At 30.9% G+C, this 23420-nt stretch carries 23 protein-coding genes; 9 read left to right on the top strand and 14 right to left on the bottom strand.

The window, feature by feature from the left end; genetic code table 11:
• Nucleotides 1–33: 33 nt before the first annotated feature.
• Entirely contained in the window at nucleotides 34–1071 is a 1038-nt protein-coding gene (locus GCL57_RS04765; RefSeq protein WP_152212137.1) for an ABC transporter substrate-binding protein, read from the top strand.
• A 385-nt stretch (nucleotides 1072–1456) separates the two neighbouring features.
• Nucleotides 1457–4534, top strand: coding sequence for a phosphodiester glycosidase family protein (locus tag GCL57_RS04770; RefSeq protein ID WP_152212138.1), 3078 nt, complete (start codon nucleotides 1457–1459; stop codon nucleotides 4532–4534).
• Here the strand turns inward: GCL57_RS04770 and cmk are convergent, their stop codons facing one another.
• Nucleotides 4535–5206 carry a (d)CMP kinase gene (cmk, locus tag GCL57_RS04775; protein ID WP_161597601.1) on the bottom strand — a complete coding sequence of 224 codons (672 nt, stop codon included), beginning with the start codon at nucleotides 5204–5206 and terminating at the stop codon, nucleotides 4535–4537. It lies immediately after the preceding gene.
• Nucleotides 5207–5326: 120 nt separating this feature from the next.
• Between cmk and GCL57_RS04780 the strand changes: the two genes are divergently transcribed.
• The 3 genes from GCL57_RS04780 to gatB all read left to right on the top strand — a co-directional run bounded on the left by GCL57_RS04780 (nucleotide 5327) and on the right by gatB (nucleotide 8687).
• Nucleotides 5327–5662 carry an Asp-tRNA(Asn)/Glu-tRNA(Gln) amidotransferase subunit GatC gene (locus GCL57_RS04780; RefSeq protein WP_152212140.1) on the top strand — a complete coding sequence of 112 codons (336 nt, stop codon included), beginning with the start codon at nucleotides 5327–5329 and terminating at the stop codon, nucleotides 5660–5662.
• A 17-nt stretch (nucleotides 5663–5679) separates the two neighbouring features.
• Entirely contained in the window at nucleotides 5680–7161 is a 1482-nt protein-coding gene (gene gatA / locus GCL57_RS04785) for an Asp-tRNA(Asn)/Glu-tRNA(Gln) amidotransferase subunit GatA (protein WP_152212141.1), read from the top strand.
• Nucleotides 7162–7232: 71 nt separating this feature from the next.
• Nucleotides 7233–8687: an Asp-tRNA(Asn)/Glu-tRNA(Gln) amidotransferase subunit GatB gene (gene gatB, locus GCL57_RS04790; RefSeq protein WP_152212524.1), complete on the top strand. Its 1455-nt coding sequence runs from the start codon at nucleotides 7233–7235 to the stop codon at nucleotides 8685–8687.
• Between the two features lie 226 nt (nucleotides 8688–8913).
• Here the strand turns inward: gatB and GCL57_RS04795 are convergent, their stop codons facing one another.
• The 5 genes from GCL57_RS04795 to GCL57_RS04815 all read right to left on the bottom strand — a co-directional run bounded on the left by GCL57_RS04795 (nucleotide 8914) and on the right by GCL57_RS04815 (nucleotide 12483).
• Complete coding sequence (locus tag GCL57_RS04795) at nucleotides 8914–9549, bottom strand: TetR/AcrR family transcriptional regulator (RefSeq protein ID WP_152212142.1); 636 nt, start codon at nucleotides 9547–9549, stop codon at nucleotides 8914–8916.
• Between the two features lie 130 nt (nucleotides 9550–9679).
• The gene (locus GCL57_RS04800) at nucleotides 9680–10087 is read right to left on the bottom strand and encodes a hypothetical protein (RefSeq protein WP_152212143.1); all 408 of its coding nucleotides are present in this window, start codon (nucleotides 10085–10087) and stop codon (nucleotides 9680–9682) included.
• 28 nt (nucleotides 10088–10115) lie between these two features.
• The gene (locus GCL57_RS04805) at nucleotides 10116–10496 is read right to left on the bottom strand and encodes a hypothetical protein (protein WP_152212144.1); all 381 of its coding nucleotides are present in this window, start codon (nucleotides 10494–10496) and stop codon (nucleotides 10116–10118) included.
• Nucleotides 10497–10608: 112 nt separating this feature from the next.
• Complete coding sequence (locus tag GCL57_RS04810) at nucleotides 10609–11592, bottom strand: phosphate/phosphite/phosphonate ABC transporter substrate-binding protein (RefSeq protein ID WP_152212145.1); 984 nt, start codon at nucleotides 11590–11592, stop codon at nucleotides 10609–10611.
• Nucleotides 11593–12483: a substrate-binding periplasmic protein gene (locus GCL57_RS04815; RefSeq protein ID WP_152212146.1), complete on the bottom strand. Its 891-nt coding sequence runs from the start codon at nucleotides 12481–12483 to the stop codon at nucleotides 11593–11595.
• Between the two features lie 83 nt (nucleotides 12484–12566).
• Here GCL57_RS04815 and GCL57_RS04820 point away from each other — a divergent pair, with 83 nt between their 5' ends.
• Nucleotides 12567–13028 carry a YaiI/YqxD family protein gene (locus tag GCL57_RS04820; RefSeq protein WP_152212147.1) on the top strand — a complete coding sequence of 154 codons (462 nt, stop codon included), beginning with the start codon at nucleotides 12567–12569 and terminating at the stop codon, nucleotides 13026–13028.
• A gap of 4 nt (nucleotides 13029–13032) precedes the next feature.
• On the opposite strand, the gene GCL57_RS04825 is transcribed toward GCL57_RS04820, so the two are convergent.
• The 4 genes from GCL57_RS04825 to GCL57_RS04840 all read right to left on the bottom strand — a co-directional run bounded on the left by GCL57_RS04825 (nucleotide 13033) and on the right by GCL57_RS04840 (nucleotide 16694).
• The gene (locus GCL57_RS04825; RefSeq protein ID WP_152212148.1) at nucleotides 13033–14439 is read right to left on the bottom strand and encodes a phospholipase C/P1 nuclease family protein; all 1407 of its coding nucleotides are present in this window, start codon (nucleotides 14437–14439) and stop codon (nucleotides 13033–13035) included.
• Nucleotides 14436–15215, bottom strand: a complete 780-nt coding sequence (locus GCL57_RS04830; protein ID WP_152212149.1) for a transporter substrate-binding domain-containing protein — start codon at nucleotides 15213–15215, stop codon at nucleotides 14436–14438. Before GCL57_RS04830 ends, GCL57_RS04825 begins: the two co-directional genes overlap by 4 nt.
• A 320-nt stretch (nucleotides 15216–15535) precedes the next feature.
• The gene (locus GCL57_RS04835; protein ID WP_152212150.1) at nucleotides 15536–16012 is read right to left on the bottom strand and encodes a hypothetical protein; all 477 of its coding nucleotides are present in this window, start codon (nucleotides 16010–16012) and stop codon (nucleotides 15536–15538) included.
• A 274-nt stretch (nucleotides 16013–16286) separates the two neighbouring features.
• The gene (locus tag GCL57_RS04840; RefSeq protein WP_161597602.1) at nucleotides 16287–16694 is read right to left on the bottom strand and encodes an OsmC family protein; all 408 of its coding nucleotides are present in this window, start codon (nucleotides 16692–16694) and stop codon (nucleotides 16287–16289) included.
• Nucleotides 16695–16790: 96 nt separating this feature from the next.
• On the opposite strand from GCL57_RS04840, the gene GCL57_RS04845 reads away from it, so the two are divergent.
• Nucleotides 16791–17291, top strand: a complete 501-nt coding sequence (locus GCL57_RS04845) for a hypothetical protein (RefSeq protein ID WP_152212152.1) — start codon at nucleotides 16791–16793, stop codon at nucleotides 17289–17291.
• A 32-nt stretch (nucleotides 17292–17323) separates the two neighbouring features.
• Nucleotides 17324–18103 carry a GTP cyclohydrolase FolE2 gene (folE2, locus tag GCL57_RS04850; protein WP_152212153.1) on the top strand — a complete coding sequence of 260 codons (780 nt, stop codon included), beginning with the start codon at nucleotides 17324–17326 and terminating at the stop codon, nucleotides 18101–18103.
• Nucleotides 18104–18180: 77 nt separating this feature from the next.
• Here folE2 and GCL57_RS04855 read toward each other — a convergent pair whose 3' ends face one another.
• Nucleotides 18181–18735: a hypothetical protein gene (locus tag GCL57_RS04855; RefSeq protein WP_152212154.1), complete on the bottom strand. Its 555-nt coding sequence runs from the start codon at nucleotides 18733–18735 to the stop codon at nucleotides 18181–18183.
• A gap of 570 nt (nucleotides 18736–19305) precedes the next feature.
• On the opposite strand from GCL57_RS04855, the gene GCL57_RS04860 reads away from it, so the two are divergent.
• Complete coding sequence (locus GCL57_RS04860) at nucleotides 19306–19479, top strand: GTP cyclohydrolase, FolE2/MptA family (protein ID WP_152212155.1); 174 nt, start codon at nucleotides 19306–19308, stop codon at nucleotides 19477–19479.
• Nucleotides 19480–20524: 1045 nt separating this feature from the next.
• Here the strand turns inward: GCL57_RS04860 and GCL57_RS04865 are convergent.
• The 3 genes from GCL57_RS04865 to GCL57_RS15055 form a co-directional block, all read right to left on the bottom strand.
• Nucleotides 20525–21463, bottom strand: a complete 939-nt coding sequence (locus GCL57_RS04865) for a hypothetical protein (RefSeq protein ID WP_152212156.1) — start codon at nucleotides 21461–21463, stop codon at nucleotides 20525–20527.
• 320 nt (nucleotides 21464–21783) lie between these two features.
• Nucleotides 21784–22968, bottom strand: coding sequence for a transposase (locus tag GCL57_RS04870; RefSeq protein WP_152212157.1), 1185 nt, complete (start codon nucleotides 22966–22968; stop codon nucleotides 21784–21786).
• A gap of 284 nt (nucleotides 22969–23252) precedes the next feature.
• Nucleotides 23253–23384: a hypothetical protein gene (locus tag GCL57_RS15055; protein ID WP_281349640.1), complete on the bottom strand. Its 132-nt coding sequence runs from the start codon at nucleotides 23382–23384 to the stop codon at nucleotides 23253–23255.
• Nucleotides 23385–23420: the final 36 nt, after the last annotated feature.

Here is a 23420-nt window from a genome sequence, read left to right on the forward strand (position 1 = left end):
AAAGCACAACATCAATTCCATAGGATAGTGTAGATGAGAAATCAAATTAAGAAAGAATTCAGAACTATACCATATTTTATTTTGCTCGTAATTTTAGCGGTAATGATTTTTTATGTTTTAGGAAAGAAAAATCATGGAACCATAAATTCTAAGGAAAATAATGATTATTTTCCTTTGGTGCTTGGTACAGATTGGTTTGCGCAAGCAGAGCATGGAGGCTTTTATCAGGCTGTTGCTGAAGGAATCTATGAAAAATATGGTCTCAATGTCAAAATAAAAATGGGAGGTCCCCAGGTAAATGGGATTCAACTTTTATTAGCAGATGAAGTGCAGTTTTATGTGCCAGCATCATATATTATGATGAGTGCAGCAAAACAAAAACTTCCTATTATTAGTGTGGCTGCGATATTTCAGAAAGATATTCAAGTTTTGTTAGCTCACCCAAATGTGGGGAATGATACATTAGAAAATATGAAAAATAAGCCAATCTTTATTTCTGCTCCTACAGCTGCTTCTATATGGGGTTTTTTAGAAGGAAAATATGGCTATAAAGAGAGTCAAAAGAAATCATATTCGCATTCTTTGACACCTTTTTTGCAAGATAAAAATTCAATTCAAGAGGGAATCCTAACTTCAGAACCATATTTAATAGAAAAAAACTTTGGGTTTAAACCTGTCGCAATATTATTGTCTGATTATGGATTTTCAGGTTATGGAGAACTTTTAACCACCACAAAAAAGTTTGAAGAAAAACACCCTAAAATTGTTCAAAATTTTGTTAATGCAACTCTTGAGGGATGGAAAAGCTATTTAGAAAATCCAACCCTTGGGAATGAACTTATAAAAAATGCAAATCCAGAAATGACAGATGAGTTGTTGCAGTTTGCTCATCAAAAGTTCATAAACGAAAAAATTATTTCGGGCGGCGATGCAGAGTTGTACGGTATGGGAATTATGACAGATGTGCGTTGGCGTGAGTTTGCAAATATGTTGATCGAAAGTAAAGCATTTGATAAAAATATTGATTACCATAGTATTTATACATTAAAGTATTTAAATAATACAAAGTGATTTAAATTATTTTGCATTATTTAAATAGCAATAAATTATTTAAAATTGATATTTTTAATATATAGTATTAATTTTTTTTTAAAAAAACAAAAAATAATTAAAAAATATAATTTATATTATTTATAATATACTTTAAAATAATAGATGGATTTTTATTTTTATAAATCTGCCTGTTTCCTTGATTTTGTCTATTAATTGAATTAACTCGATATTATAAGAATTTTCTTATATGACTTCATTTGTTTCAAGTTATTTTTAAAAAAAAGGGATAGAAAGGGATTTGTTATAAATAATTGATTTAAAATAATATAAATTTGTAGACTATTTTTTATTTTATAAAAATAGTTATTTTTTTGTTAAAAATTTTTATCTTTCAGGTGAATTAATGAATTTAAATTATAAATCATGTATTGTTTTTTGGTTTTTATTAGTAATTATAAATATATCATGTAGAAATATTGAAAAAGAAAAAATATTTATAAATAGAGATCTTACTTATGTTAAATCAGTTGATTCTTTAAATAGAAAGGTTTTTGTCGATAATAAAAATGGTTTTATTATTGTTCAGGGTATAAATAAGCAAAATGAATTAGAAAATAATAAAGAAGAAGTTATTTTTCAATTTGAGGAAGGATATGAAATATATATCAATAACACTCTTATGGCAAATAATTTAATAAAAATTTCAGATATTTTATCTGTGTATAATAATAATGTTCCAACTGATATTTCAATTATTATTAAGAAAAATTTTGAGTCATTTGAAGTTAAAAGATTTCTTTTAACATTTTCAAAATTACCTATTTTTGAAATACAAAAGAATAGTATTCAAAATCATCCTATAATAAATGATAATATTTTAACTTTTACAGATGGTCTTTCAACTGAAAACTTACAAGCTAAAATTAAAATGAACACACGAGGAAAAGGGAGTTTAAAAAATCCAAAACAGTCCTTTGCATTATATGGAGATAATGATCTATCTAAAATATTTAAAGAGAAATTTAACGTTTATTCAAAATCAAATGAATACAGTTTATATTCATCATATTTAGATTCTTCAATGATTCGTGAAAAATTTGGTCACGATCTATTTAACAGGCAAATTGCTGGGAACTCAATTCACGAAAATATAAATATGTCCTATATAGATGTTTTTATTGAAGGCGAATACTACGGTGTGTATGCCCTCATGAATACTGTCAATCCATCGGATTTAGTTTTTAAAAATGACTCTGAGAACTTATTTAATATGTTTGAAATGAATAATCAGAATGTTTATTCTATAAAAAAGAACAATGAAGATGTTTTGAGAGATGCGTTACTAGGTAAAAAAGGAGATTTATTTAGTGTTTCAAAACTACATAAAAATGGAGCAGGATTGGCTTCTTTTGCAAATAGAAATGTTATTTGCAATCCAAATTTCATACAGTTCTTTGATAAAAACTATAGTCAAGCATACCTGTCAACTATTTTAGCAACACAAGCTCTCGATAATATAACAAATAATGTGCATTTAGCGGTCTATCCTGCTTTAAGTAAAAACTCAATTTGGAATACCAACGAATTATTTTCACAAGATTTTAAAATTTATTATATTCCATGGGATCTTGATATGTCTTTGGGCGCTGTAGGTTGGATGAAAGACGGTGCTTTTGATATTGATTATAGTAACTATAAAGAAATTTACAATAATAAAGCAATCAATACAAAATTGACTTATAATGTATCTATTGAAAATCAGGCAAGTCTATTGACTTGTTACACACGAACAAATAGTGAACATATTTTATTTAGGAATAATTTTAATAAATATTGGCTCGAAAATAAAAGAACAAGTGAAAATCATTTTAATAATATTCGCTTAAAAAATCATTTAAATAATTTATTTACCCACTTAGAAGAAAATGGAGCGTATGCACGAGAGTTTAAACGTTGGTCTTCACGATCTGGTAGCAAATTTACAACTTATGATTTAAATAAAATGATGAATTGGATTGACAATCGTTTAGAATATATTGAGAAAAATTTTCTTAATATAGAAACTAAGCAGTTAATTAAATATAAAAAATTATTTGGTATTAAAGATCATTCAAATGTGAATGTGATTGATTTCAATCCTTCTCAAGTTCAACTTGCAATTGAAACTAAAAATTTTACATCAGGATCAAGCAGTAATAGCAATGATAAAAATATTTTTAACAATGGAGCTCTTACTATTCTTGATCTTTTGAAGCAAGATGATAAAAATATTGCTGGAATTACGGGCGGATTTTTTGAATACTGGCATAATGGAAACTTTGTTCATTATCAAGATAATAATTTGAATAAAGAAGATATAAATAATCATTTTAGTATTTTTAATACAAAAATGATTTCAACATGTAGTGAGACAAATGAGTATCCTAAAGATGGAGTAGTAACTCTACCAATTGGAATATTAAAGATAAATGATAAATGGTACTCTTCAGAAGATAACTTTACAGATGTTGTTGGTTGGAACGATAAAGGTGAATATAAAATTGATAGAGTTAAAGTTATTTGGGATGTACTCTTTGCGGATGGTACTTCTATATTAAATGGATTTAATAATTTAGGTTCGTCATATATTATGTCTTCGCCTAAAATAAATGTTTTTCGTTCTGATACAATTTTGCAATCTGGTAGCACTGATTATTTAGAAAAAAATATTGAACCTAAAAGGCGTTCTCACAATGTTGTTATTTATTTTGATACATTTTCTGAAAGAACAAGAACTCCAGAAGGTGGGCTTGAAGTTATAGTAGAGAATGACATTATTACAGATATAAATGACAATGGTAATAATTTTATTCCTAAAAATGGCTTTGTTGTGTCTGTAAGTAGGAATTATATTGAGAATGAATTGATTAAGTTAGATTTTAGACGACTTAAAGTAGGAGAAAGATTAAAAAGTGATTTTAAATTCTATAATGAAAGAAATGAAATCGCTCACACTTTCAACGATATGACTTTTATTCGTGGTAAGGTGCAAGCGCTTGTTATTAATAATAAATCAGCAATTGTACACACTTTTGGGCATCCTCGCAATCCCTTTGTCGATTCCAATCGCACTGTTCGCAATCTTGTTCAATATCTAGATGTGGACTTTTTTGGAAAAAAACATCCAAGAACAGCTTTATGTTTTAGAAAAGGAAAATTAAATGATGATGGATCCTTAAATGAAGCTGAAAAAAATTGGGCGCTTGTTTTAGTAGATGGTCGTAAAAGAACTTCATTTGGCATGACTTTAGTAGAATTATCTCAATATTTAGTAAATAAACTTAATTGTGATGATGCCATTAATTTAGATGGTGGAAGTTCAGCTAATATGATTGCAGATGGATTGAAAATGAATGTAAGTGGATCATGGAGAGGATTTTGTGAAGGAGTTCCTCGACCTGTTTCAGATGTGATTGTCCTAAAAGAGAAAAGGTCAAATTGATCATTTGACCTTTTTAAGTCTTTTATAAACTTCTCTGATATCAATAGGATATTTAGGATCTTGAACGGCTTCTATAGGAAGTTGTAAGTTTTCTGCAATAATTTCTTGAATACGCGAAAGGTGTAAGTTTGTTCGTTCCAATTGACTTTTTTTAGCCCACTTTGCGGCTGCAACAATAAGGCTTGAAACTTGATCTGCGGTGAGTTTTTCGGTGTTGATTGTTACGTCAAAGTCGCTGTGATCATCAATATCAAGACCATAAAGTCTTAAATATCTTTTTCTGTTTTGCTCATCACGCTTGAGAGTTTTATAAAGAACCTGCTCATAACTGGATTCTTTTTCGGACTCTCTGCGATTGATACGTGTGGCACGGATTTCAAGTGGAGCATGTAACCAAATGCGTAATTCCGCATCCATTAACCAAGCCGCAAGGCGAGTTCCAACCACAATATTTTCATTAGATATTGCATTACGAATTAAGGTTAAGTCTGTTAAATAATCATAAATAAGATTTGTACTCGCTTCTTTATGAATATCTTCAAAATTTAAGGATAAATCACGCGCCAAATCGCGGAAAGTATAGTTTACTATTTTGAGCTGAAGGGCTTTACCGACATTTGTTGTCGCTGTTGTATTACCGCATCCGCTATGTCCTGAAATTGCAATTCTCATGAGAGTCTCCATTTTTACGCGTCGCTTTATCCATAAATGCATTTGTTAGTTGATTCAATGCCCTTGTCAGATTAGTTTAGCAAATTGTCTATTGGATAGCTTTGAAAGGATTTTTCATTTATGACAACAGATTTTTCTCGTGAATCCGTAAAACGTATTGCTGAACTGAGTCGGTTGCATCTGTCGGAAGATGAAATAACTCAATATCAAAAAGAACTTGCTAAAATTATTCAAGCTTTTAATGCTCTTTCGCAAGTTCCATTACCTAAAGAGCTTCTAGGCGATGCTCGTTCTGCTTTGGGTATGGCTAAAGGGATAGGAGCAGATGACTCTCTTTCTCGTATGTGTTCCGATGAAGCAAAAAATTCAATTGCCACACATGATTTTCTTGCTCAATCGCCAGATAGAGAAGGTGTTTTTGTAAGAGTTCCAGCAATTTTAGCTTCTTCAACTTAATGATAAGAGAATAAATTATGAGTTATAAAAATCAATTTTCTTCTGTATATGTTAATGAATTGAAAGAACATACAGCAATGTCATTGGTGAAAACATTTTGTTCTGGAGAAAGAAAACCAAGTCAATATCTAGAACAATTATTTGAGCATATTGAAAGAATCAATCCTGAATTGAATGCAATAACCAGTTTGCAAAAAGAATATGCACTTTTACGTGCAAAAGAATTAGAAGCTAAAAAGCCAGAAGCACATCAAATGCTTTATGGAGTGCCAATTGTTATAAAAGAAAATATTCAAAAAGTTGATTTTCCAGTGGAATGTGCTTCGAAAATGCTAAAAGGTTATCGAGGGCAATTCAATGCAACGGTTATTGAATCTTTAGAAAATGCAGGAGCAATTATCATTGGCAGCGCAAATATGGATGAGTTTGCTATGGGATCAGCGAATGAACACAGCTCTCATGGTGTGGTGCGCAATCCACATGACCCTAAGCGTGTGAGTGGAGGATCAAGTGGAGGATCTTCAGTTGCATGTGCTGCTGGTTTTGCTCCGATCACTTTAGGGTCTGACACGGGTGGCAGTGTGCGCGAACCTGCGGCATTTTGTGGAATTTATGGTTTTAAACCAACTTATGGTCGTGTTTCTCGTTATGGATTGGTGGCATTTGGTTCGAGTCTCGATCAAATTTCTCCTTTTGCGAGATCGGTTGAAGATTTAGATCTTGTTTTAAAAGTTATTGCACATGAAGACCCATTAGATTCAACTTCTTTAAGAGGCTGTTACGAATCTCAAATAGAAAAATATACTTTAAAAGGAAAAAAAATTGGGGTTATTCGCAGCCTTTTAAAGGCTGGTTTAGATGACAATGTATTGCAAGAGTTTCAATCTCTAGAAGAAAATCTGAAAAAATATGGAGTTGAGTTCGTCGATATCGAAATTCCATCCTTAGAACACACTCTGAGTGTTTATTATGTGATTGCTTGTGCTGAAGCGTCTAGTAACTTATCGCGATATGATGGAATCCGCTTTGGTCATCGCGCAGAAGGAACTGAAGACCTTAATGATCTATATAGTAAATCTCGTTCGGAAGGGTTTGGTGCTGAAGTTAAGCGTAGAATTATGTTAGGAACTTTTGCATTGAGTGCTGGTTATTATGATGCATTTTATGGACGTGCACTTGCTGTTCGGGATATGATGGCAAAAGAATTTGCTTCAGTTTTTGAAAAATTAGATTTTATTTATATGCCAACAGCACCAACAAGTGCTTTTAAATTTGGTGAAAACTCTCACGATCCTCTCAAAGAATATCTCTATGATGTCTTTACTATTCCAGCCAATTTGACGGGCATTCCTGCTATTTCTGTTCCAACAAAAGTTGGGATGGGATGCCTACCTGTGGGTGTTCAGTTTATGGCGGCGAAAGGACGAGACGCAGAATTAATTGCATTTGCATCTGCACTTGAAAAAACAAAGCTCATTGGAACAACAGCATTGGTGTGAAAATTTTTAAAAGGTAACAGAAAACTATGAGTGAAAATAATTTAACAAGTTATCCAAATGTTCTTGAGATAATGAAAAAATATGATGTTGTTATTGGCATTGAAGTACACTGTCAACTTGCAACAAAGAGTAAAATGTTTAGTCATGCTAAAAATGCTTATGGAGATTCTCCAAATTCAAATATAGATCCTACTTGTTTAGGTTTACCCGGAGCATTACCAACAATAAATGAAGAGTGTGTTAACTTAGCAATACGTATGGGGCTTGCTCTTAAGAGTGAAATTCAACCTGTAAGTGTTTTTGCCCGCAAGAACTATTTTTATCCTGACCTACCTAAGGGTTATCAAATCACTCAATATGATAAACCTATTTGTTTAGGAGGTGAGTTGATTTTACCAAATGGTAAAAAAATAAATATTGAACGTGTGCAAATTGAAGAAGATGCTGGAAAAAATATACACGTCGGAGCTACCTCTCTCGTCGATTACAATCGATCAGGTGTTGGACTCATTGAAATTGTCAGTGCGCCTGACATGACTTCACCAGAAGAAGCCAGTGATTATCTGCGCAAACTCCACAGCTATGTTGTTAATTTAGATATTTCTGATGGTGATTTAGAGCGTGGAAATTTTCGTGCCGATGCAAATGTCTCAATTATGCCTAAAGATTCCAAAGTTTTTGGTCAGCGTTGTGAAATTAAAAATGTAAACTCATTTAAATACCTCGAAAAAGCAATTGCCTATGAAATTGAACGTCAATACGAAGTGATTGAGGCAGGTGGAAAAATCCATATGGAAACACGTGGGTATGATAGTGAAAAAAATATAACAGTTGGGCAACGTAGCAAAGAATCTGCAAAGGATTATCGTTATTTTCCAGAGCCTGATTTACCTCCCCTTATTGTTTCATTAGAGAGAATAGAAAAAGTTAAAAAACTTATGCCTGAGCTGCCAGAAAGTAAAGCAGCAAGATTTACTGAAAAGTACTCTCTTCCTGAATATGATGCAAAGGTCATAACCGCATCTCGTATAAACAGCAGTTATTTTGAATCACTTGTAACATCGCTTCTTGGGAAAGTAGAACCAAAAAATATTTCAAACTATTTTATGACTGATGTTATGAGAGCAAGTAAATTATTTGCAGAGGCAAAGGGAATTTCTCTTGACGAATTGCTTGAAGTACCTGTTTCTTTAGAAAATAGTATTTCACTTTTAAGTTTGCAAGCTTCAGGAACAATTAGTGGAAGAATTGCTAAAGAAATTTTTGAAGAAATGATTTCAACTGGAAAATCACCAGTTGAAATTGTTAAGGAAAAAAACTTAGTGCAGATATCTGATGACACGTCCATAGCAAAAATATGTGAACAAGTTATCTTAGATAATCCAGAACAACTTTCTCAATATTTGTCTGGCAAAGAAAAATTATTTGGTTTCTTTGTAGGACAAACAATGAAAATTTCTGGTGGCAAATTAAATCCAGCAAAAGTGAATGAAATGTTAAAAAAATTACTTGATTCCAAAAAGTAATTTTAATTTCATTTTAAATAAGGTTCCACCGAGTTTTTAAATTCGGTGGAATATCCAACCTATTAGCATTGTCTGTTTATATTAAATTGATTATAACTGAGTGTTAGGAAATTGTCAAATTTTTATTCCTCTAACGTGCTAAAATTAATAAGCAAAGAGTATTAAATGAAAAATTATTAAGAATCTTTTGAGAGGTTTTTTTATTTGAATTTGAATTAAATAAAATCTATCTAATTCCTGTCGTGAATATATTAATATACTGCTTTGCTAATTCAAGGCATTCATCGCGTGGAATGCATAATAATGCTTGTCTATTAAATCCAATCATATACGACAAAGAATAAATCATCATAACCAATGCTTCACAGTTACAAGTAGCAGAAATTTCACCTTGTTTTTGTTTGAGTCTAAAAAATTCAATTTGTGATTTTAAAAAATCCATATTTTTAAATCTAATTTTAAAGTCTTCGAATTCAGGGTCGGTGAGAGCTCTTGAAAGAATAACACGAATTAGCTGTTCGCTTTCTTTAAATTTATCTATATAAACTTTCATTATTAAATAAATTTGATCTTCAATTTTGTTAGTCTCACATAAACAGTCTAAGATATCTTTTTGGCTGTTGACTCGACCATTATTTATAACAGCAATGAGAAGATCTGATTTTGATTTAAAATAGCGAAACAAAAGCCCATCTGAACATTTAGCTTCTTTTGCAATGTCACGTATAGTGGCTGCATCATATCCTTTTTCTGCAAAGACTTTTTTTGCGCTACAAATGAAATCGTCAAAGCGATCTTCTCTGTTTTTTCTTTGGCGTTTAGGGATAGGTTTTGAGCTAACGTCTGAGAGTTCTGTATACATAGTAATTTCTGCGCTTTCTCTATTGAGTAAGTATTCAATTACTCAACTGTAATTTAGTGCGTATCTCATTACTGCGTATGAGTCAAGTGGAAGTTACTATAACAAAATGATATCTTTTTATAAAATAGAGTTATCTGAGTTTTTCTGGTTGGGTATCATAAACGCGTGGAAGTTCTTTAGACCAACGAATTAATTGAGCTTGTTCATTGCGTAAATAGTCGGATACTTTCTTCATTTTTGGATCTGTGCGCATTTCATCAATGATATCTTGTAATGTGAGTATTCGATCTGATTGAACTTCAAGGGACATAATATTATCCATTATTGAATTAAATGTATCTTTTTCATCAGGAGTAAGGCCTGTTGTAATTGAGTGACGATGAAATTTATTAATCATATCTTTATCAGTGTTTATGACGACTGTTCCATCTTCACGTTTGTCCTCTACAACCCCAGGGTTTGTATAAATACCGACCTTTGACACATAATCACCTACCTGTATAAATGCGCCTTTTTGGGGGGGGGGAATATAAACCATGAACAATCCTCCTCAGAATGTGTGCTTATTAAATTCCTAAAGTAATCGGATCAACCGCAAAATTTTCAGGTGCAAACTTTTCTCTGACAATTCTATATTGCAATTCATTTTCTAAATATTTTATGACGCGTTGATCTGTATTGCCATTTTTTAAGCTTTCAATTTTTGCGTAAAGATCTCTTATCTCTTGTCTTTTTTCTTCGCCTTCAATATCGGAGAGTGAAGTCTTGTAAGCATCTTTAAGTTTAGGTTCAAGTCCATTTTTAATTCCTGTTTGAGCTGTATCTTGAATCTTTTCAAAATCAGGATCAAGAATTATTTTCCCAGTTTTTGGATTTGTTTTTTCCACTCGAATGGGATCTCCATTTCGAGTCCAAACGATATCATTTGGAACGATCGCTAGGGTCATGGCATTATCCTATCTTTGAAATGAGATCATGTTCTCTTTTTATTTTTAACTGATTCTTATTTTTTGAGTGAGGCATTTTTTATCGAAAGGACAGAGAATTGACATTTTATAATTATTTTGAATTTCGCGGAGTGAGAATTCTAATGTTTTCTTGTTGAAAATTATAGAGTTCTTTAGTGAAGGAAAATGATTTTTCAGAAGATTTTTGTATTCCATCAGCATCGAATATTTTTTTAAAATCTGTATTTTTCTCTTGTACACAAAACTCTAAACCGTCAATTAATGATTTAGAAATTTCAATAGGAATTTTAGGATTTTCAACAATAACTTTCATTGGAATACTTTGAGAAACACCGAGAATAGTAAAATGTCCTATTTGTGAACCAATTTTAATTGGAATTGAATTTGGAAATTTTTTTTCCAAAAAATTTTCTGAAATTACTCCAGCTGTTGCAAGTTCTTCTTCAATAGACTGTAAAACTGAGTCATAATCTCCTACAAAAATTGCACTGTTTGGAAAAATATTTCTTTGTAGAAAATACATTCTCGGAACTAAAAAGCCCACATCACTTTCAGGAGTTGTATAAGCAATTGTTGAGTTATTAAAAAAAAGAACTGTATTTTCATTTTGAAAAGTAAAAATATTGAGTGAGAGTCCTGATTTATTTAAATAACTTTTCCACACAGAAGTTTTACCAATAATGATTGAACGTGTAGAAGGAGATCCTTTATTTAATAAAACAAGAATACTTCGCAAAGAGGTTTTTGCAGAGGCTCCTACGTAAGATAAAGCACTCATTAACGCAAATTGTGCATTTCCACGTGAAAGTGCTGAAATAACGGCTTTATCGTCGGTAGCATAATTAAAGTGAATTCGATATCCCGTTTTATTTTCAATACAGTTTTCTAAATTTGTCACTGCAGTTTCATCGACATGCAAAAATTCTGAACTTTCTAAATAAAACTCAACTGGAAGTGCCTTTGAGCCCAGTTCTGGGGAATTAAAGCACATTTGTGTACAACTGGTTAATAGAACTATACTAATAATAAGATATAAATGAAATATAGTTTTAGCTTTCAGTGAATTAAATTTCATTTAAAACCCTTTTTCGATCCACATTTCATTTATAACTGGTATTTCATCTTTTTCTTTCATTTTATAGAGCTCTCTTTCAAACTGAGATAGGAGTTTTTCTTTATTAGGATATTGTGCTTTATTTGGAAATACACAATAATAATCTCTCCAATATAATACATTTCTGTACTGAAAGACAGTCTCTTCAGCACCTAATTTCTTTAAGAGCGCACTTGTTCTTTCTCTGTCTGCAATAAAGAGATCAATTTTGTTTTGCTTTAATTTTATAATATTATCTTTATAATCTTTTGTTTCATATAACAGTCTATTTAATTGTAAATTTTCATAGGGATAGAAATCCCAAAATTCTTTTGGATAGGTAAAGCCAACCACAATACCTACTATTAAATTTTTAGCAACTGCTTCTTCGTAACTTAATGTTTCACTATCACCAATTTCAGTTTTTAATCGATGAAAAATATAATTGCGTGTGCGAAGAGAAGTTCTCGGAAAATAAGCATACTTTTTTAAAAGAACCGATTTTTGAATGCCGAGGGCTATATCTGCTTTGCCTTCTTTTATCATGGGTACTAATTCATTCCACTTTACGATTTCTACTTCAAAAGGAATTTTTAATTTTTTTAAGATTCGAGTGACAATTTCAACATCAGAGCCAACAATTTTTGGAGGAGCATTGGGATCAACTGGCTCGACTGGATTTTTAGGATCTTCTTTCTTAGGCGGAGCTTTAGGATCTATTTTAATCACTTCATAAAAGGAATGCATTTGTACTTCTTCAGCAATGATTTTAATTTTTTTTTCTTCACCTATTAATTGCTTTTGAATGCTAAAAAAAGCAATTATTATGATTAAAGATGATTTCTTAAAAAATAGAAATTTTCTAATCAGCATTGGCGTATCCTTTTGAGAAGGTTATACTGCTTAAGTTGAAAATTTTTTTCAAGAATATTAGTAAGAAAGAGTAAAGTATTTTTATGAAAATTTGGGTTGATGCAGATGCCTGTCCTGCTGCGGTTAAAGAAATTGTTTTCAAAGCTTCTGAACGATTGAAGGTAGAAGTGTGCTTGGTCGCAAACCAAGAGTTAAAAATCCCAAAGTCACCAATAATTACAATGGTAAAGGTTCCCAAAGGTTTTGATGTTGCCGATGCATACATCGTCCAAAATTTGAATGCAAATGATATGGTAATCACAGCTGATGTGCCTCTTGCTGCCTTAGTTGTTGAAAAAGGAGCTCTTGCAATCAATCCACGTGGGGAGCTTTATAATGAAGGTAACATTTCTGAAAGGCTTTCTGTGAGGAACTTTATGCAGTCTATGCGTGAGAGCGGCCTCATACAAGGAGGAGGACCGGCACAATTTAATCCTGCCGATAAGCAAAGATTTGCTTCTACATTTGATAAATATTTACACATATTAATAAAAAAATCTAAATGAAATATTAATTTTGTAAAATATATTTTGTGACACTGCGCGTGTGAATGCCAGTTCGTTTCATTAATTTATATGAAATATTCATAAGAATATCTTTTTGGTCAGTATCTAAATTTTTAATAATATCTGATGTATTGATATTAAAGTCAAAAATATACTCAGGATCATATACATATTTATAAGGCAATGTGCGAGCAAGCAAAGAGGAAATATCTTTATTATATTTTTCAAATATAACACTCCCATATGTTGGTAGAGTATCAAGGTTTGATTCTTTTGTAATTGTTTCTCGAATATAATTATTGATGGTATTTGCGTCTAATAAATTACTATCTGGAAGCGCTAATACATAAAGAAGTCTATCATTTGCTATGTTATTTTTTCTTAAATAATAAAGATAATTATAGACAATTTGCTCATATATTAAATGTCTATTTGAAATGATATTTATAGCATCGCTTTTGCTCTTGTGAGTTTTAATAAATGTGCCTTCAAGAATGTCTAAAATATTGAATGCAATTAAGTCACTGCTTGAAAAACCAGGTAAAGGAGTGACATGAAATGGCTGAGTTAAATCTTGAATATAATGTAAACTCCAACCTAGAAAGCGGTATCCCCAGTAAGGATGTCCATGTTTAAAGGCAAATTGTGCAAGTTCTTTAAAAAGATAAAAGCGAAACTCTGCATAGGTTTTAGTTAAAAATGGAGCAGCCTTATAAATAAGTGAGGAGTTTTGATAAAAACCCATATGAAAAGGAGCTTGGCTGCTAAAAACAAGATGTGGATTTCCAAAGGGTTGAATTCCAAATTGATAATTTAGTTTGTCTGCATTTGGACTATCATCAAACAAACCAATATCAAATCCATAGTCCGGTTCATCTGATGCAGTCGTGACAATGTTTAAGGGGGACAGTTGTTCGTTCTGCTCAATTTTTATAAAAGAATATGAAATTGTGTTTTTTGATATTTCAGGTAGAAGAATTTCAGTTGATGGAATTTGTATATGTCTGTCACTTGCTTCATCACCTGGAAGAAGTTGTAAGTAAATTGGAAACTTCATAGCAGGGTTTATCCGCATTGCCATTAAGAACTTTAATTCAATATTTGGATCGTTTTTATAAGAGTTAAAAGAAAGTTCTTTAGGAGTTGCTGGATAGTAAGAGTATTTATAATTCAATTTTCTATTTAGAGACCAATTTTCTATTTTATTAAATAGATCAGGCAAATCACTGTATGTATTATTTAGAAAGTTATTTAAGCTTTCAGGAACTATAATTTTATCTTTTTTAATTTCAGGTAAATTTTTTAAAGCAATTTCTGTAACTAAAGAATGATTTGACCAGGCAAAGAGACTAATAGAAGGCATAATTATTATCGAAATAATACAATTAATACCAATTCGTAGTATACTCATTTTTCATTTACTTTCTTTATTGCTGCATTTATTTTCTTCATAGTATTCTCACTAATTTCTTTTGAGCACATAAAATATCGAGATTCTGCATCGACAATATCTTTTAATGTTTTTATCTTAACTACTTGTCTAATTTTTTTATTATTTTTGATGTGAAATTGTATTTCATTTAAGGCAAAGTATGTGTAGTCGGCGTCTTTATGGGCTACTGATTCTAAAATGCCTTCAGGCTCTAATGATGTTACTTTAATTTTATTTTTATCAACTTTTTCCAATTCTGTAGATATATAATTTTTATTTTTTGCTAGAACTTTATTCATATACTCACCAAATGAATAACCAATCTTAGTAATTGGAATTAAAGACTGATCTCTTGTTATATCTTCAAACGTACTATATTTATCAAAACGTTTGTCCTCTTTTCGAATTGCGAGTACGGTTAACTTGTCTTTATAATAAGGTATAGAAAAATGCGAAAATTCTTGTCTGTCTTTTGTTATATATGCGGACGGTATACACACTTTTTCTAATCTTTCTTTTATTGCAAGTATAGAGCGAGATGTTGGTGAAATTTGAAATTCATAAGGTATTTCCGCTTCTTTCATTACTTTTTTAATTAAAATAAAAAGCTCACCCCCTTCTAATTTTTTACTAGTTTTATTTATAATAAAATATGGAGGACGATCTTGGTAGTGAAGATATATTTTTTCTGATTCAGCAAATAAACTTTTATTTATTAATATGCCAAATAGAGTAAAAAGTAAAAATCGAATCATGCATAATCCTCCAATATATTTAAATAAACTCTACGATTGATTGCGTTTATAAGTCAAGAGTAGCTCAGTTAAGTATATATCTAACATATTAACTATTATGCAATAAATTAGCAGATATCTTTAATAAAAATATGAATTTATATGATTTATGGAATAATATTTGTTTGGATTTAGAATAGTTTTTCACTTTGTGGCGTCAAAATACCTTGATAAAGAAGAAAATTTTGCCGTTGAAAATATTCCTAATCAAGGTGTCGTATATATATTTGAATTTGTGCTCAAAAATAAATTTAAAATATAATTGAATTTATTTTTTTAAATTAATCACAAATACCTTTGTAGTTTTGTCTAATTTGTTGCTCAATTTTTTCTAAAACATTTGAAACTCTTGAGTTTATTATGAAAATAGGTTTTTTAATAGACTTTGATTCAGTTTTTTCAACGCCATTTGGATCTTTATATTTGTATTCAAAGTTTGTCGCAAGCCAAGTACCAGTTACAAGGTTTGGATCACGAATACTCTCGTCAGAAGCAATGATTGCATTATTATTTAATATATTGAGTGCATCGTTTGCCTCTGTTCCTTTAAGTGCAAACATACCTGTGCTTTGCTTTTCTTTAGAAATTTCTTGAAATTTACATTTAAGTGCATATGCGTATACTGTATTATTTTGTTGAAAAATAATAGCTTCCATTTGGCCGCCGCCTGACCTTACTATTGAAAAAAAATTAATAGAAACATCTGACGCAAAAGCTGTACTAGTTGATAGCATTAAACCAAAAATAATCTTTTTCATAAGATCTCCTTTGTATTATAAATAAAAAAATATACGGACATTAATAATCTATATGGCATTTAACACCGCACAATAAACAAGTCAACGGGCTAAAATAATTAAATTAAATTTTGTCAGTCAGATTTTAATTAAAATAATTTATAATAAAAAAAAATAAAATTATTTTTAAATAAGAAACATAATTTGAAATTCTATTTTTTTTAAATGCACTTAATTTATAATTAAATTGTGAGGATTTTTTGGGATTTTTTTAAGAAGCTACTTGAACTATTTTTTAAACTCTTTCATACTTTTCTTGGATAACTGTGTTCTCAGAAAGAGACATTCTAACAGGACAGGTTTTACCAACTCCGACGAGTCTTCTAAAATCATCATCTGAACAATTCGTTTTTAATAAAAAAGTAACAATTAACTTTGATATTCTGCGCGGTGAAGTAGACATTTCTTTTTCTATGTGAAATTCGATAGAAGATAGATTTATATTATTTCTATTTGCATACATCCCTATAACAGTTGATGCACAGGCACCTAGGGACGCCGCACAGAGATCGGTGGGTGAAAATGAACTCCCATCTCCTCCATTGTCTACTGGAGCAGTTGTTTTTATAATTGCTCCGGAAGGTCCGTGTGTTATTTCTGTTGAATTTACGCCGACCAACTTACCTGTAATTTTAAGACCCATAGGAATTTCCTTTATAAATACCTGATAAAACGACTTGCAGCGATAGAGCGAAAAGAATACCACTGAAGTGATGTTTGTTCTAGTGGAGGATTGATTATGTACGATATTATACTGTTTGTTCATTCCTGGTTAAGATGGATTATAATTTTATCCTTATTTATAGTCTTATTTAAATCCACTCAAGGTTGGCTCAAAAACGCCACCTACCAAAAAGGCGACAAAATTTGGGGTGGAATCCTCATTGGCTCAATCCATTTACAGCTTCTCATAGGGCTTATTTTATATTTTTCTCTCAGTCCTATAGTAAGGACTGCAATGTCTAATATGGGTTTTGCTATGAAAAATCCTGCTTTGCGTTATTGGGCAGTTGAGCATTTTGTAAGCATTCTTATTTTTGCAACTTTAATTCAATTTGGTAGAATTTTTTCAAAGCGCGCAAATCAAGACCTTAAAAAACATAAGAGAATGGCAATTTTTGCTTGGGCAGGAATGTTAATTCTTGTTGCAACATTGCCTTGGCCACTCCGTAAAGATATTGGTCGCCCTCTTTTTGCAGACTTTCCAACTCATACTCAACTTATTGCCAATCCAGAGTGAGCATTCTTATTTAAAGTTTTAAAGGTTATAGCATGCAAGATACGCAGAATTTTTTAGACAACCGCAAAGTTAAAATTGCAAAAGTTGGAATTAAAGATGTTAAATATCCTATTTTTTATAAGGACACATCTGAGAAAAATAACTTTCCAAGCGTAGCGAATTTTTCATTTTATGTAGAATTGCCTGCCGAAAAAAAAGGGACTCACATGAGTCGCTTTCCTACGTTACTTTATGAATTTGCTCCTCACTTTTCTCTCAATAAATTCGAAAAAATGACTGAAAATATGTTGAATACATTGGAAACGAGTAAAGCATATTTAGAAGTTGATTTTATATATTTTTATGAAAAAGAAGCGCCTGTTTCAAAATTAAAAGGTGTGACTGATATTTGTGTAAATATTCAAACTGAAGCACAGTTAAATCAAAAAACAAAAACTAAGCTCAGCTTGCAAATTCCAATTAAAAGTCTATGTCCATGTAGCAAAGCTATTTCCGAATATGGTGCACATAGTCAGAGAAGCCATTTGACTATTTCTATTTGGAATCCGACTCTTTCAATTTTAGAATGCATTGACATTGCGGACAATTCTGCATCTTCTGCAATTTATCCTATTCTTAAAAGAGCAGATGAAAAATATGTGACTGAAAAAGCATACAACAATCCACGTTTTGTTGAAGATCTTGTACGTGAAGCTGCTCTGCTTTTAAAAAATAAATGTCCTCACTCCCGTTTTGAAGTGAGTTCAGAGAATTTTGAATCCATTCACAATCACAATGCTTACGCATTTATTTGTAGTGACGATCTGAGTTGAATTTATAAGCGGAAAATCAGTGAAGCAAAGTTATTTTTATTGCTGTCATAGCAAATAATAATAGTAGAAAGAGGAGTCTAATAGCCACAATAAATGCCGTTTGCATCTCCCCCATCTCCATAAAAGTGATCACAAACATTATATTTTATAGTAACTTCTTTATTTGTATTATTTTTTATGTAGATATTATATAGATAATTATAGTTACTTCCTTCTGATAAGGTGGCGGACGCATCACCTGACATTTCTGCTACTGATGATGTCCATTCTCCTCCAATGCCATTAGACAAGGTGCTTTTTACCTGCACTGAGCCATCAGAAATAGTGCTTGTTGGGCTAAAAACCATCTTTGGCACTGGTTTAAGAACCCCTCCTCCAACTGGGTAATAACCTGTATCGTGAGAGAAAGGACTCATGGTATACCAAAAACTATGATTCCCATTACTCCCATAGTCACAATGCTTTTGTTCACCAGGTTGGACTGTACATGTATTTGAATAACCACAGTAGTTATGTGTGGTGTAAAAGCCACCTGGACAATCTTTCGCAAAAGCATTTATTGTGGTTCCACATAAAACAGTAGCTATGAATAATTTATTTAAGTTATTCATTTGAAAATTAGCAAATTTCATCTTTTAATCTCCTATAAAATAATAAAAATTTTTTTGTATACAGTTTCTTGAAAAAAAACATGCAGATATTCACTCGTATAAAGTCAGCGAAGTATTAAATATTAAATGTCAATATAAGTTCTAAAATATTTTCCTTCATTTCCTTAAAACTTATTTCTTTAAGTGATAAGAATTCAGTATCATACCTGTTTATAAAGTCAAGATAGTTTATTATTTATTCTTTAAATTTGATTTTATGTTGAATTGCCAGCCTAAAAAAATGAGATTCATATGATTTGCTTTCCTTCGTTACTTTATGATATTTCTCCTCACTTTTCTCTCGGTAAATTTGCAAAAATGCTGAATATATTGGAAGCGAGCAAAACATATTTAGACGTTGATTTTATATATTTTTATGAAAAATAATAACTTGTTTTAAAATTAAAAGGCGTGACTAATATTTGTGTAAATATTCAAACTGAAGAAAGATCAAGTGGAAAAAAATAAGATCAGTTTGCAAATTATAATTAAAAGTTTATGTCCATGTAGCTTTGCAATTTAACCTATTCTTAAAAGAGCAGATGAAAATATGTGACTGAAAAAGCATATAATAATCTACGTTTTGTTGAATACCTAGCACGTAAAGTCGCTTTGATTTTAAAAAATAAATGTCCTCACTCCCGTTTTGAAGTGAGTTCAGAAAATTTTGAATTTATTCACAAGCAAAATGCTTACGCATTTATTTGTAGTGACGATCTGAGTTGAATTTTGAACAGATGTGTAAAATTAAGCGATGAAAAGTGTCACATTTTTTGACGAATAATTAATATCAATATTATTTTTGAGCATCCATAGAACTGCTTTCTCTTTTATATTAGCTCGTTTACTTTCATAAATAAATTCTCTACTATCAATATATAATTTTATTTTTTCATTTTTTGTAATATTTTCAATTTAGAAAAATCATCTATCGTTATTTCAGCACCATAACTTTTCATTGATTCTTTATTTACTACGCCTTATCTCTATCGCTCACCACAATAACTTTTGATTATTGCAACATAGAGTTGTTTAAAGCCTTCGCCTGCAAGACGACTTTGAGAGGTCGACTCTCATCTCATACACAGCATTGCTGTAAAATATCTTTCGATATTCACATCATTCGTGGCACACTTTTTGCAAGACCTCGCCAACTGAATCAGAAAGTTTAAGATCTTTATATTTAACAAGTCTATCCTAGATCGTTTGAATTGGGCACTGTAACTAAAAGTCATTTATTCTGAAGTTTGCACACTGCTGCTTTTAAGGAAGATCACGGTTTGTAGATAAATAATTTAGATCCTCTTTTACTTTTTTTCTGATCTGATCCAGTACTTCTATTTTTCTTCTTTTAATCGCTCTAAGATTAAATTCATTTATTTTATATCTTCCGCAGTTTTTACAATCGATAGAAGCAATATCATCACTCGAGTTGGTTTCGATTAGGGCTTCTTATGATTGATCCTTCTTAAGGCAAAATCAACATACAAGACCCCTTATAAGGGGCTACATCAAATGGGACAAGCGAGGCTGGACTTTTCCTAAGCTCCAAGAAATCCTTGGAAGAATGGGATACAATATTAAAATTTCATTTGCCCCAAAGGACAAATAATGGTGGAAACTTTATGATTCTGAAAGAAAATCTGAACCCCGAATATGATTTTTTTAAATTTTTGTGCTCTTTCAAAAGGATTAAGAATACCTATTGCTAATTTAATATTAAAAATTAAATTTAAAAACATAATATCAAAAGTTTGAAATTTATGTTTAATTAGGGTGTGTAAATGGCGATGGAGGTAGGGTTTTGAAAATTATATCCAGTTAAGTTGCAATTTGTTAATGATCCATCACTTTGAATATTACACTTACTAACTGAATCATCTTCATTGTTTACAATATAAGCAAAATTATTAAATATAGCTAAATCATTGGCATTATTAAATCCAACAGCTTTTATTCTGCAATTTACTAAAGTTCCATCTGAATTTTCATTACATACAGATACACTATCACCTCCATTATTTAATATAAATGCATATTTATTATTAAATACAATCCTTCTTGAATTATTGAATGTAGAACCTGTTTCATTGCAATGTGCTAATTGTCTGTTTTTAATAAAGCAATATGTAATAGTCTCTTTCGAATCACCTGTAATATATGCTATTCCGTTTTGAATAGTAATCCGTCTAGGTTCCTTAAATCTAAAATATAAGGTATTTCCACAATTACTTAAAGTATTATCATAATTTTGTTTACAATATGAAACCGAATTGCCTGAGTAATTTGAAATAAAGGCATATCCACTAAAAAAGGCAATTCCCATGGGAGATGTAATATTCGTATTAGACAAATTGCAAATGGATAGAATTCCATTGTAATTCACTGGGCAGTAGCTAATGGTATTAGAACTAGAATTTGATAAATAAGCATTATTATTGTTATCGAAATCAATTGTATAAGGATTGCTTGACTTTGGAGCCGTTGGTAGGCAACTGCTGAATGTACCATCTTTATTAACAATACAAGATGTAACTCCAAAACCATCACTGTTTACATTATTTACAACAAAAGCATATGTTATATTTTGACTTACTGTAAAATGCTGCGTTTCTCTCAATTTATTTAAATCAATGGAATATGCTTGCATACTAAATATTATGAATAATGCGGGCCAAGCTAAACCTTTTTTAATCCATGAAAAAATCATAGCAACTCCCTGTTATAAATTTTCTTTTAGTTAAACTCACAAAGAGTACAAAAAAATAAAAAATAACTATATTGTCAAAATACTGACCATCATTGTCCCTTGATATGGGGTGCCCCCAATATCATTACCCAAAGACATTAACACTAAAATTGTTCCATACTGGTGCGCGACTCGGATTCGTGTAAAAAACGCACTTGCTTAAAAAATTTGCAAAAAATTAATGTCAATTTGAAGCAAACTCTATCTTTACAATTTAAAAGCCAAATTTTCTGTCAACATAGACTCACTTTTTTATTTAACTGACAGATTTTAAATGAACTCTATGGCTCCAAACTGACATTTTTAAGAAAGATATAATTAAATTTGTTTAAAAATACGGCTAGTGCGTTTTTTACGTGAATATGCGTCGCGCACCTTATAGACTGTACATTCTTTTGGTGTAATTCATTCGGCGATAAATGTAAGGAAATAATTAATGCAAATGGTAGACAGATGGAAAGATCTGCTGCTACCTTACCCGTACACGAAAGCTTACCAAAAGATAATTTTTGCTTTAAATTTCTAAATAGTTCTTCGATCAACCAGCGTTTTCTTCCAAGTTCATATAGAAATGCGCCACTTATTTTCAGATCATTTGTTACGTAAATTGAAAAATGACAGGAATCAGTTAACTTATTGTAAACTGCAATTGTTTTTAATATTGATTTTCTTCCCTTAATGTATACAAAGCTTTCTTGTATGTACTTTGTTTTCCTTGATCTTTTTTGATGCTCTGTTTTTAAAAGTTTGACTCTGTATCTCGTTTTATTTTTAAAGTGAGATTTCCAAGTTTTCCAAGGCACTTTAGATGATTTGCAATGCCTAACCTTTCGATTATCTTTTGTATGAATGCAAAAAGAAACTTTCATGTCATCTAAATTCTGCATTAAAGATATCGAGTCAAACCAAGAATCTAATGCGACCGGAAGAATTGGATATCCTTCGTCAAAAATATCTTTTAAAAGTTTGATTGTTAACTCATGTCCAGATTCAACAACTTTACCATCAATTTTTTTACAGATAAAATAGTGCAAAGGTAATGCATAACCTTTTCTTTTATTTACAAGAGAAAGTACAAATATTTTTTGGCCCGTATATACATTATTATTGCTTTTACCCCAATTACCAATACCAAACACATTTTTCCCTGACTTTATATTTGAAGTATCATCGATTGCATAACAAAAATTTTCATCATTTATTTCATTTTTTAATTTATTCAAAACTCCCGAACGTAACCTTCTCATAAATCGATTTGCAGTAAACTTATGTAAATTACTTTGAATGGACAAAACGGATTGACTCCATCCCAATTCCCTTGCGGCAGAAGATAAACTCTTCATCCCAAACAGATGCAAGCATAAAAGAACACAAATACAATTATAATTGCTTGGAGTTTCAAAAAATACATCTTTATAGCGGTCTGCTACTTTACGAATTTCATTTGGTGCTGTAATACTTATCATAGGTGACTCTTGGTTAGATTTTTTTTGCAACTAAACCTTTATCTTGAGTCACTCAATTTGTCTATGTTTTAAGCCTGCGGAACGCAATTCTCTTTAAATTTCTATATGTATTTATGAGTTTTTTTTGTATTCTGCTGTTAACTTGTCTGGAAACTTGGGTTAACTGTAAATAGCGATGTGTGATCATTCTAAGCTCAGAAGATATATCATGGAAAATTCTCTTTTTTTATATTATGAGATATTATAAGTATTATTTTCCTTTAAATGCAATTTTATCTCTTCATTCATTTTTCAGGCCAAGTTTTATGATCTTTTATTCTTGTAAAACGTTCTTCACTCACGGCACATAGAACTGAATTATTTGCAATGATACAAGCTCCTGCTTGATCATTGTTTGTGACCGCAAGAATTTTCATCTAATTATCCTTAAAGCGATTTTAAAATAATAGGAT

Source organism: Fluviispira multicolorata, assembly GCF_009208585.1.
Lineage (GTDB): Bacteria > Bdellovibrionota_B > Oligoflexia > Silvanigrellales > Silvanigrellaceae > Silvanigrella > Silvanigrella multicolorata.

Coding starts and splice junctions, on each gene's coding strand:
- GCL57_RS04765 (WP_152212137.1), top strand. CDS start 34: ATGAGAAATCAAATTAAGAAAGAATTCAGAACTATACCATATTTTATT.
- GCL57_RS04770 (WP_152212138.1), top strand. CDS start 1,457: ATGAATTTAAATTATAAATCATGTATTGTTTTTTGGTTTTTATTAGTA.
- cmk (WP_161597601.1), bottom strand. CDS start 5,206: ATGAGAATTGCAATTTCAGGACATAGCGGATGCGGTAATACAACAGCG.
- GCL57_RS04780 (WP_152212140.1), top strand. CDS start 5,327: ATGACAACAGATTTTTCTCGTGAATCCGTAAAACGTATTGCTGAACTG.
- gatA (WP_152212141.1), top strand. CDS start 5,680: ATGAGTTATAAAAATCAATTTTCTTCTGTATATGTTAATGAATTGAAA.
- gatB (WP_152212524.1), top strand. CDS start 7,233: ATGAAAAAATATGATGTTGTTATTGGCATTGAAGTACACTGTCAACTT.
- GCL57_RS04795 (WP_152212142.1), bottom strand. CDS start 9,549: ATGTATACAGAACTCTCAGACGTTAGCTCAAAACCTATCCCTAAACGC.
- GCL57_RS04800 (WP_152212143.1), bottom strand. CDS start 10,087: ATGGTTTATATTCCCCCCCCCCAAAAAGGCGCATTTATACAGGTAGGT.
- GCL57_RS04805 (WP_152212144.1), bottom strand. CDS start 10,496: ATGACCCTAGCGATCGTTCCAAATGATATCGTTTGGACTCGAAATGGA.
- GCL57_RS04810 (WP_152212145.1), bottom strand. CDS start 11,592: ATGAAATTTAATTCACTGAAAGCTAAAACTATATTTCATTTATATCTT.
- GCL57_RS04815 (WP_152212146.1), bottom strand. CDS start 12,483: ATGCTGATTAGAAAATTTCTATTTTTTAAGAAATCATCTTTAATCATA.
- GCL57_RS04820 (WP_152212147.1), top strand. CDS start 12,567: ATGAAAATTTGGGTTGATGCAGATGCCTGTCCTGCTGCGGTTAAAGAA.
- GCL57_RS04825 (WP_152212148.1), bottom strand. CDS start 14,439: ATGAGTATACTACGAATTGGTATTAATTGTATTATTTCGATAATAATT.
- GCL57_RS04830 (WP_152212149.1), bottom strand. CDS start 15,215: ATGATTCGATTTTTACTTTTTACTCTATTTGGCATATTAATAAATAAA.
- GCL57_RS04835 (WP_152212150.1), bottom strand. CDS start 16,012: ATGAAAAAGATTATTTTTGGTTTAATGCTATCAACTAGTACAGCTTTT.
- GCL57_RS04840 (WP_161597602.1), bottom strand. CDS start 16,694: ATGGGTCTTAAAATTACAGGTAAGTTGGTCGGCGTAAATTCAACAGAA.
- GCL57_RS04845 (WP_152212152.1), top strand. CDS start 16,791: ATGTACGATATTATACTGTTTGTTCATTCCTGGTTAAGATGGATTATA.
- folE2 (WP_152212153.1), top strand. CDS start 17,324: ATGCAAGATACGCAGAATTTTTTAGACAACCGCAAAGTTAAAATTGCA.
- GCL57_RS04855 (WP_152212154.1), bottom strand. CDS start 18,735: ATGAAATTTGCTAATTTTCAAATGAATAACTTAAATAAATTATTCATA.
- GCL57_RS04865 (WP_152212156.1), bottom strand. CDS start 21,463: ATGATTTTTTCATGGATTAAAAAAGGTTTAGCTTGGCCCGCATTATTC.
- GCL57_RS04870 (WP_152212157.1), bottom strand. CDS start 22,968: ATGATAAGTATTACAGCACCAAATGAAATTCGTAAAGTAGCAGACCGC.
- GCL57_RS15055 (WP_281349640.1), bottom strand. CDS start 23,384: ATGAAAATTCTTGCGGTCACAAACAATGATCAAGCAGGAGCTTGTATC.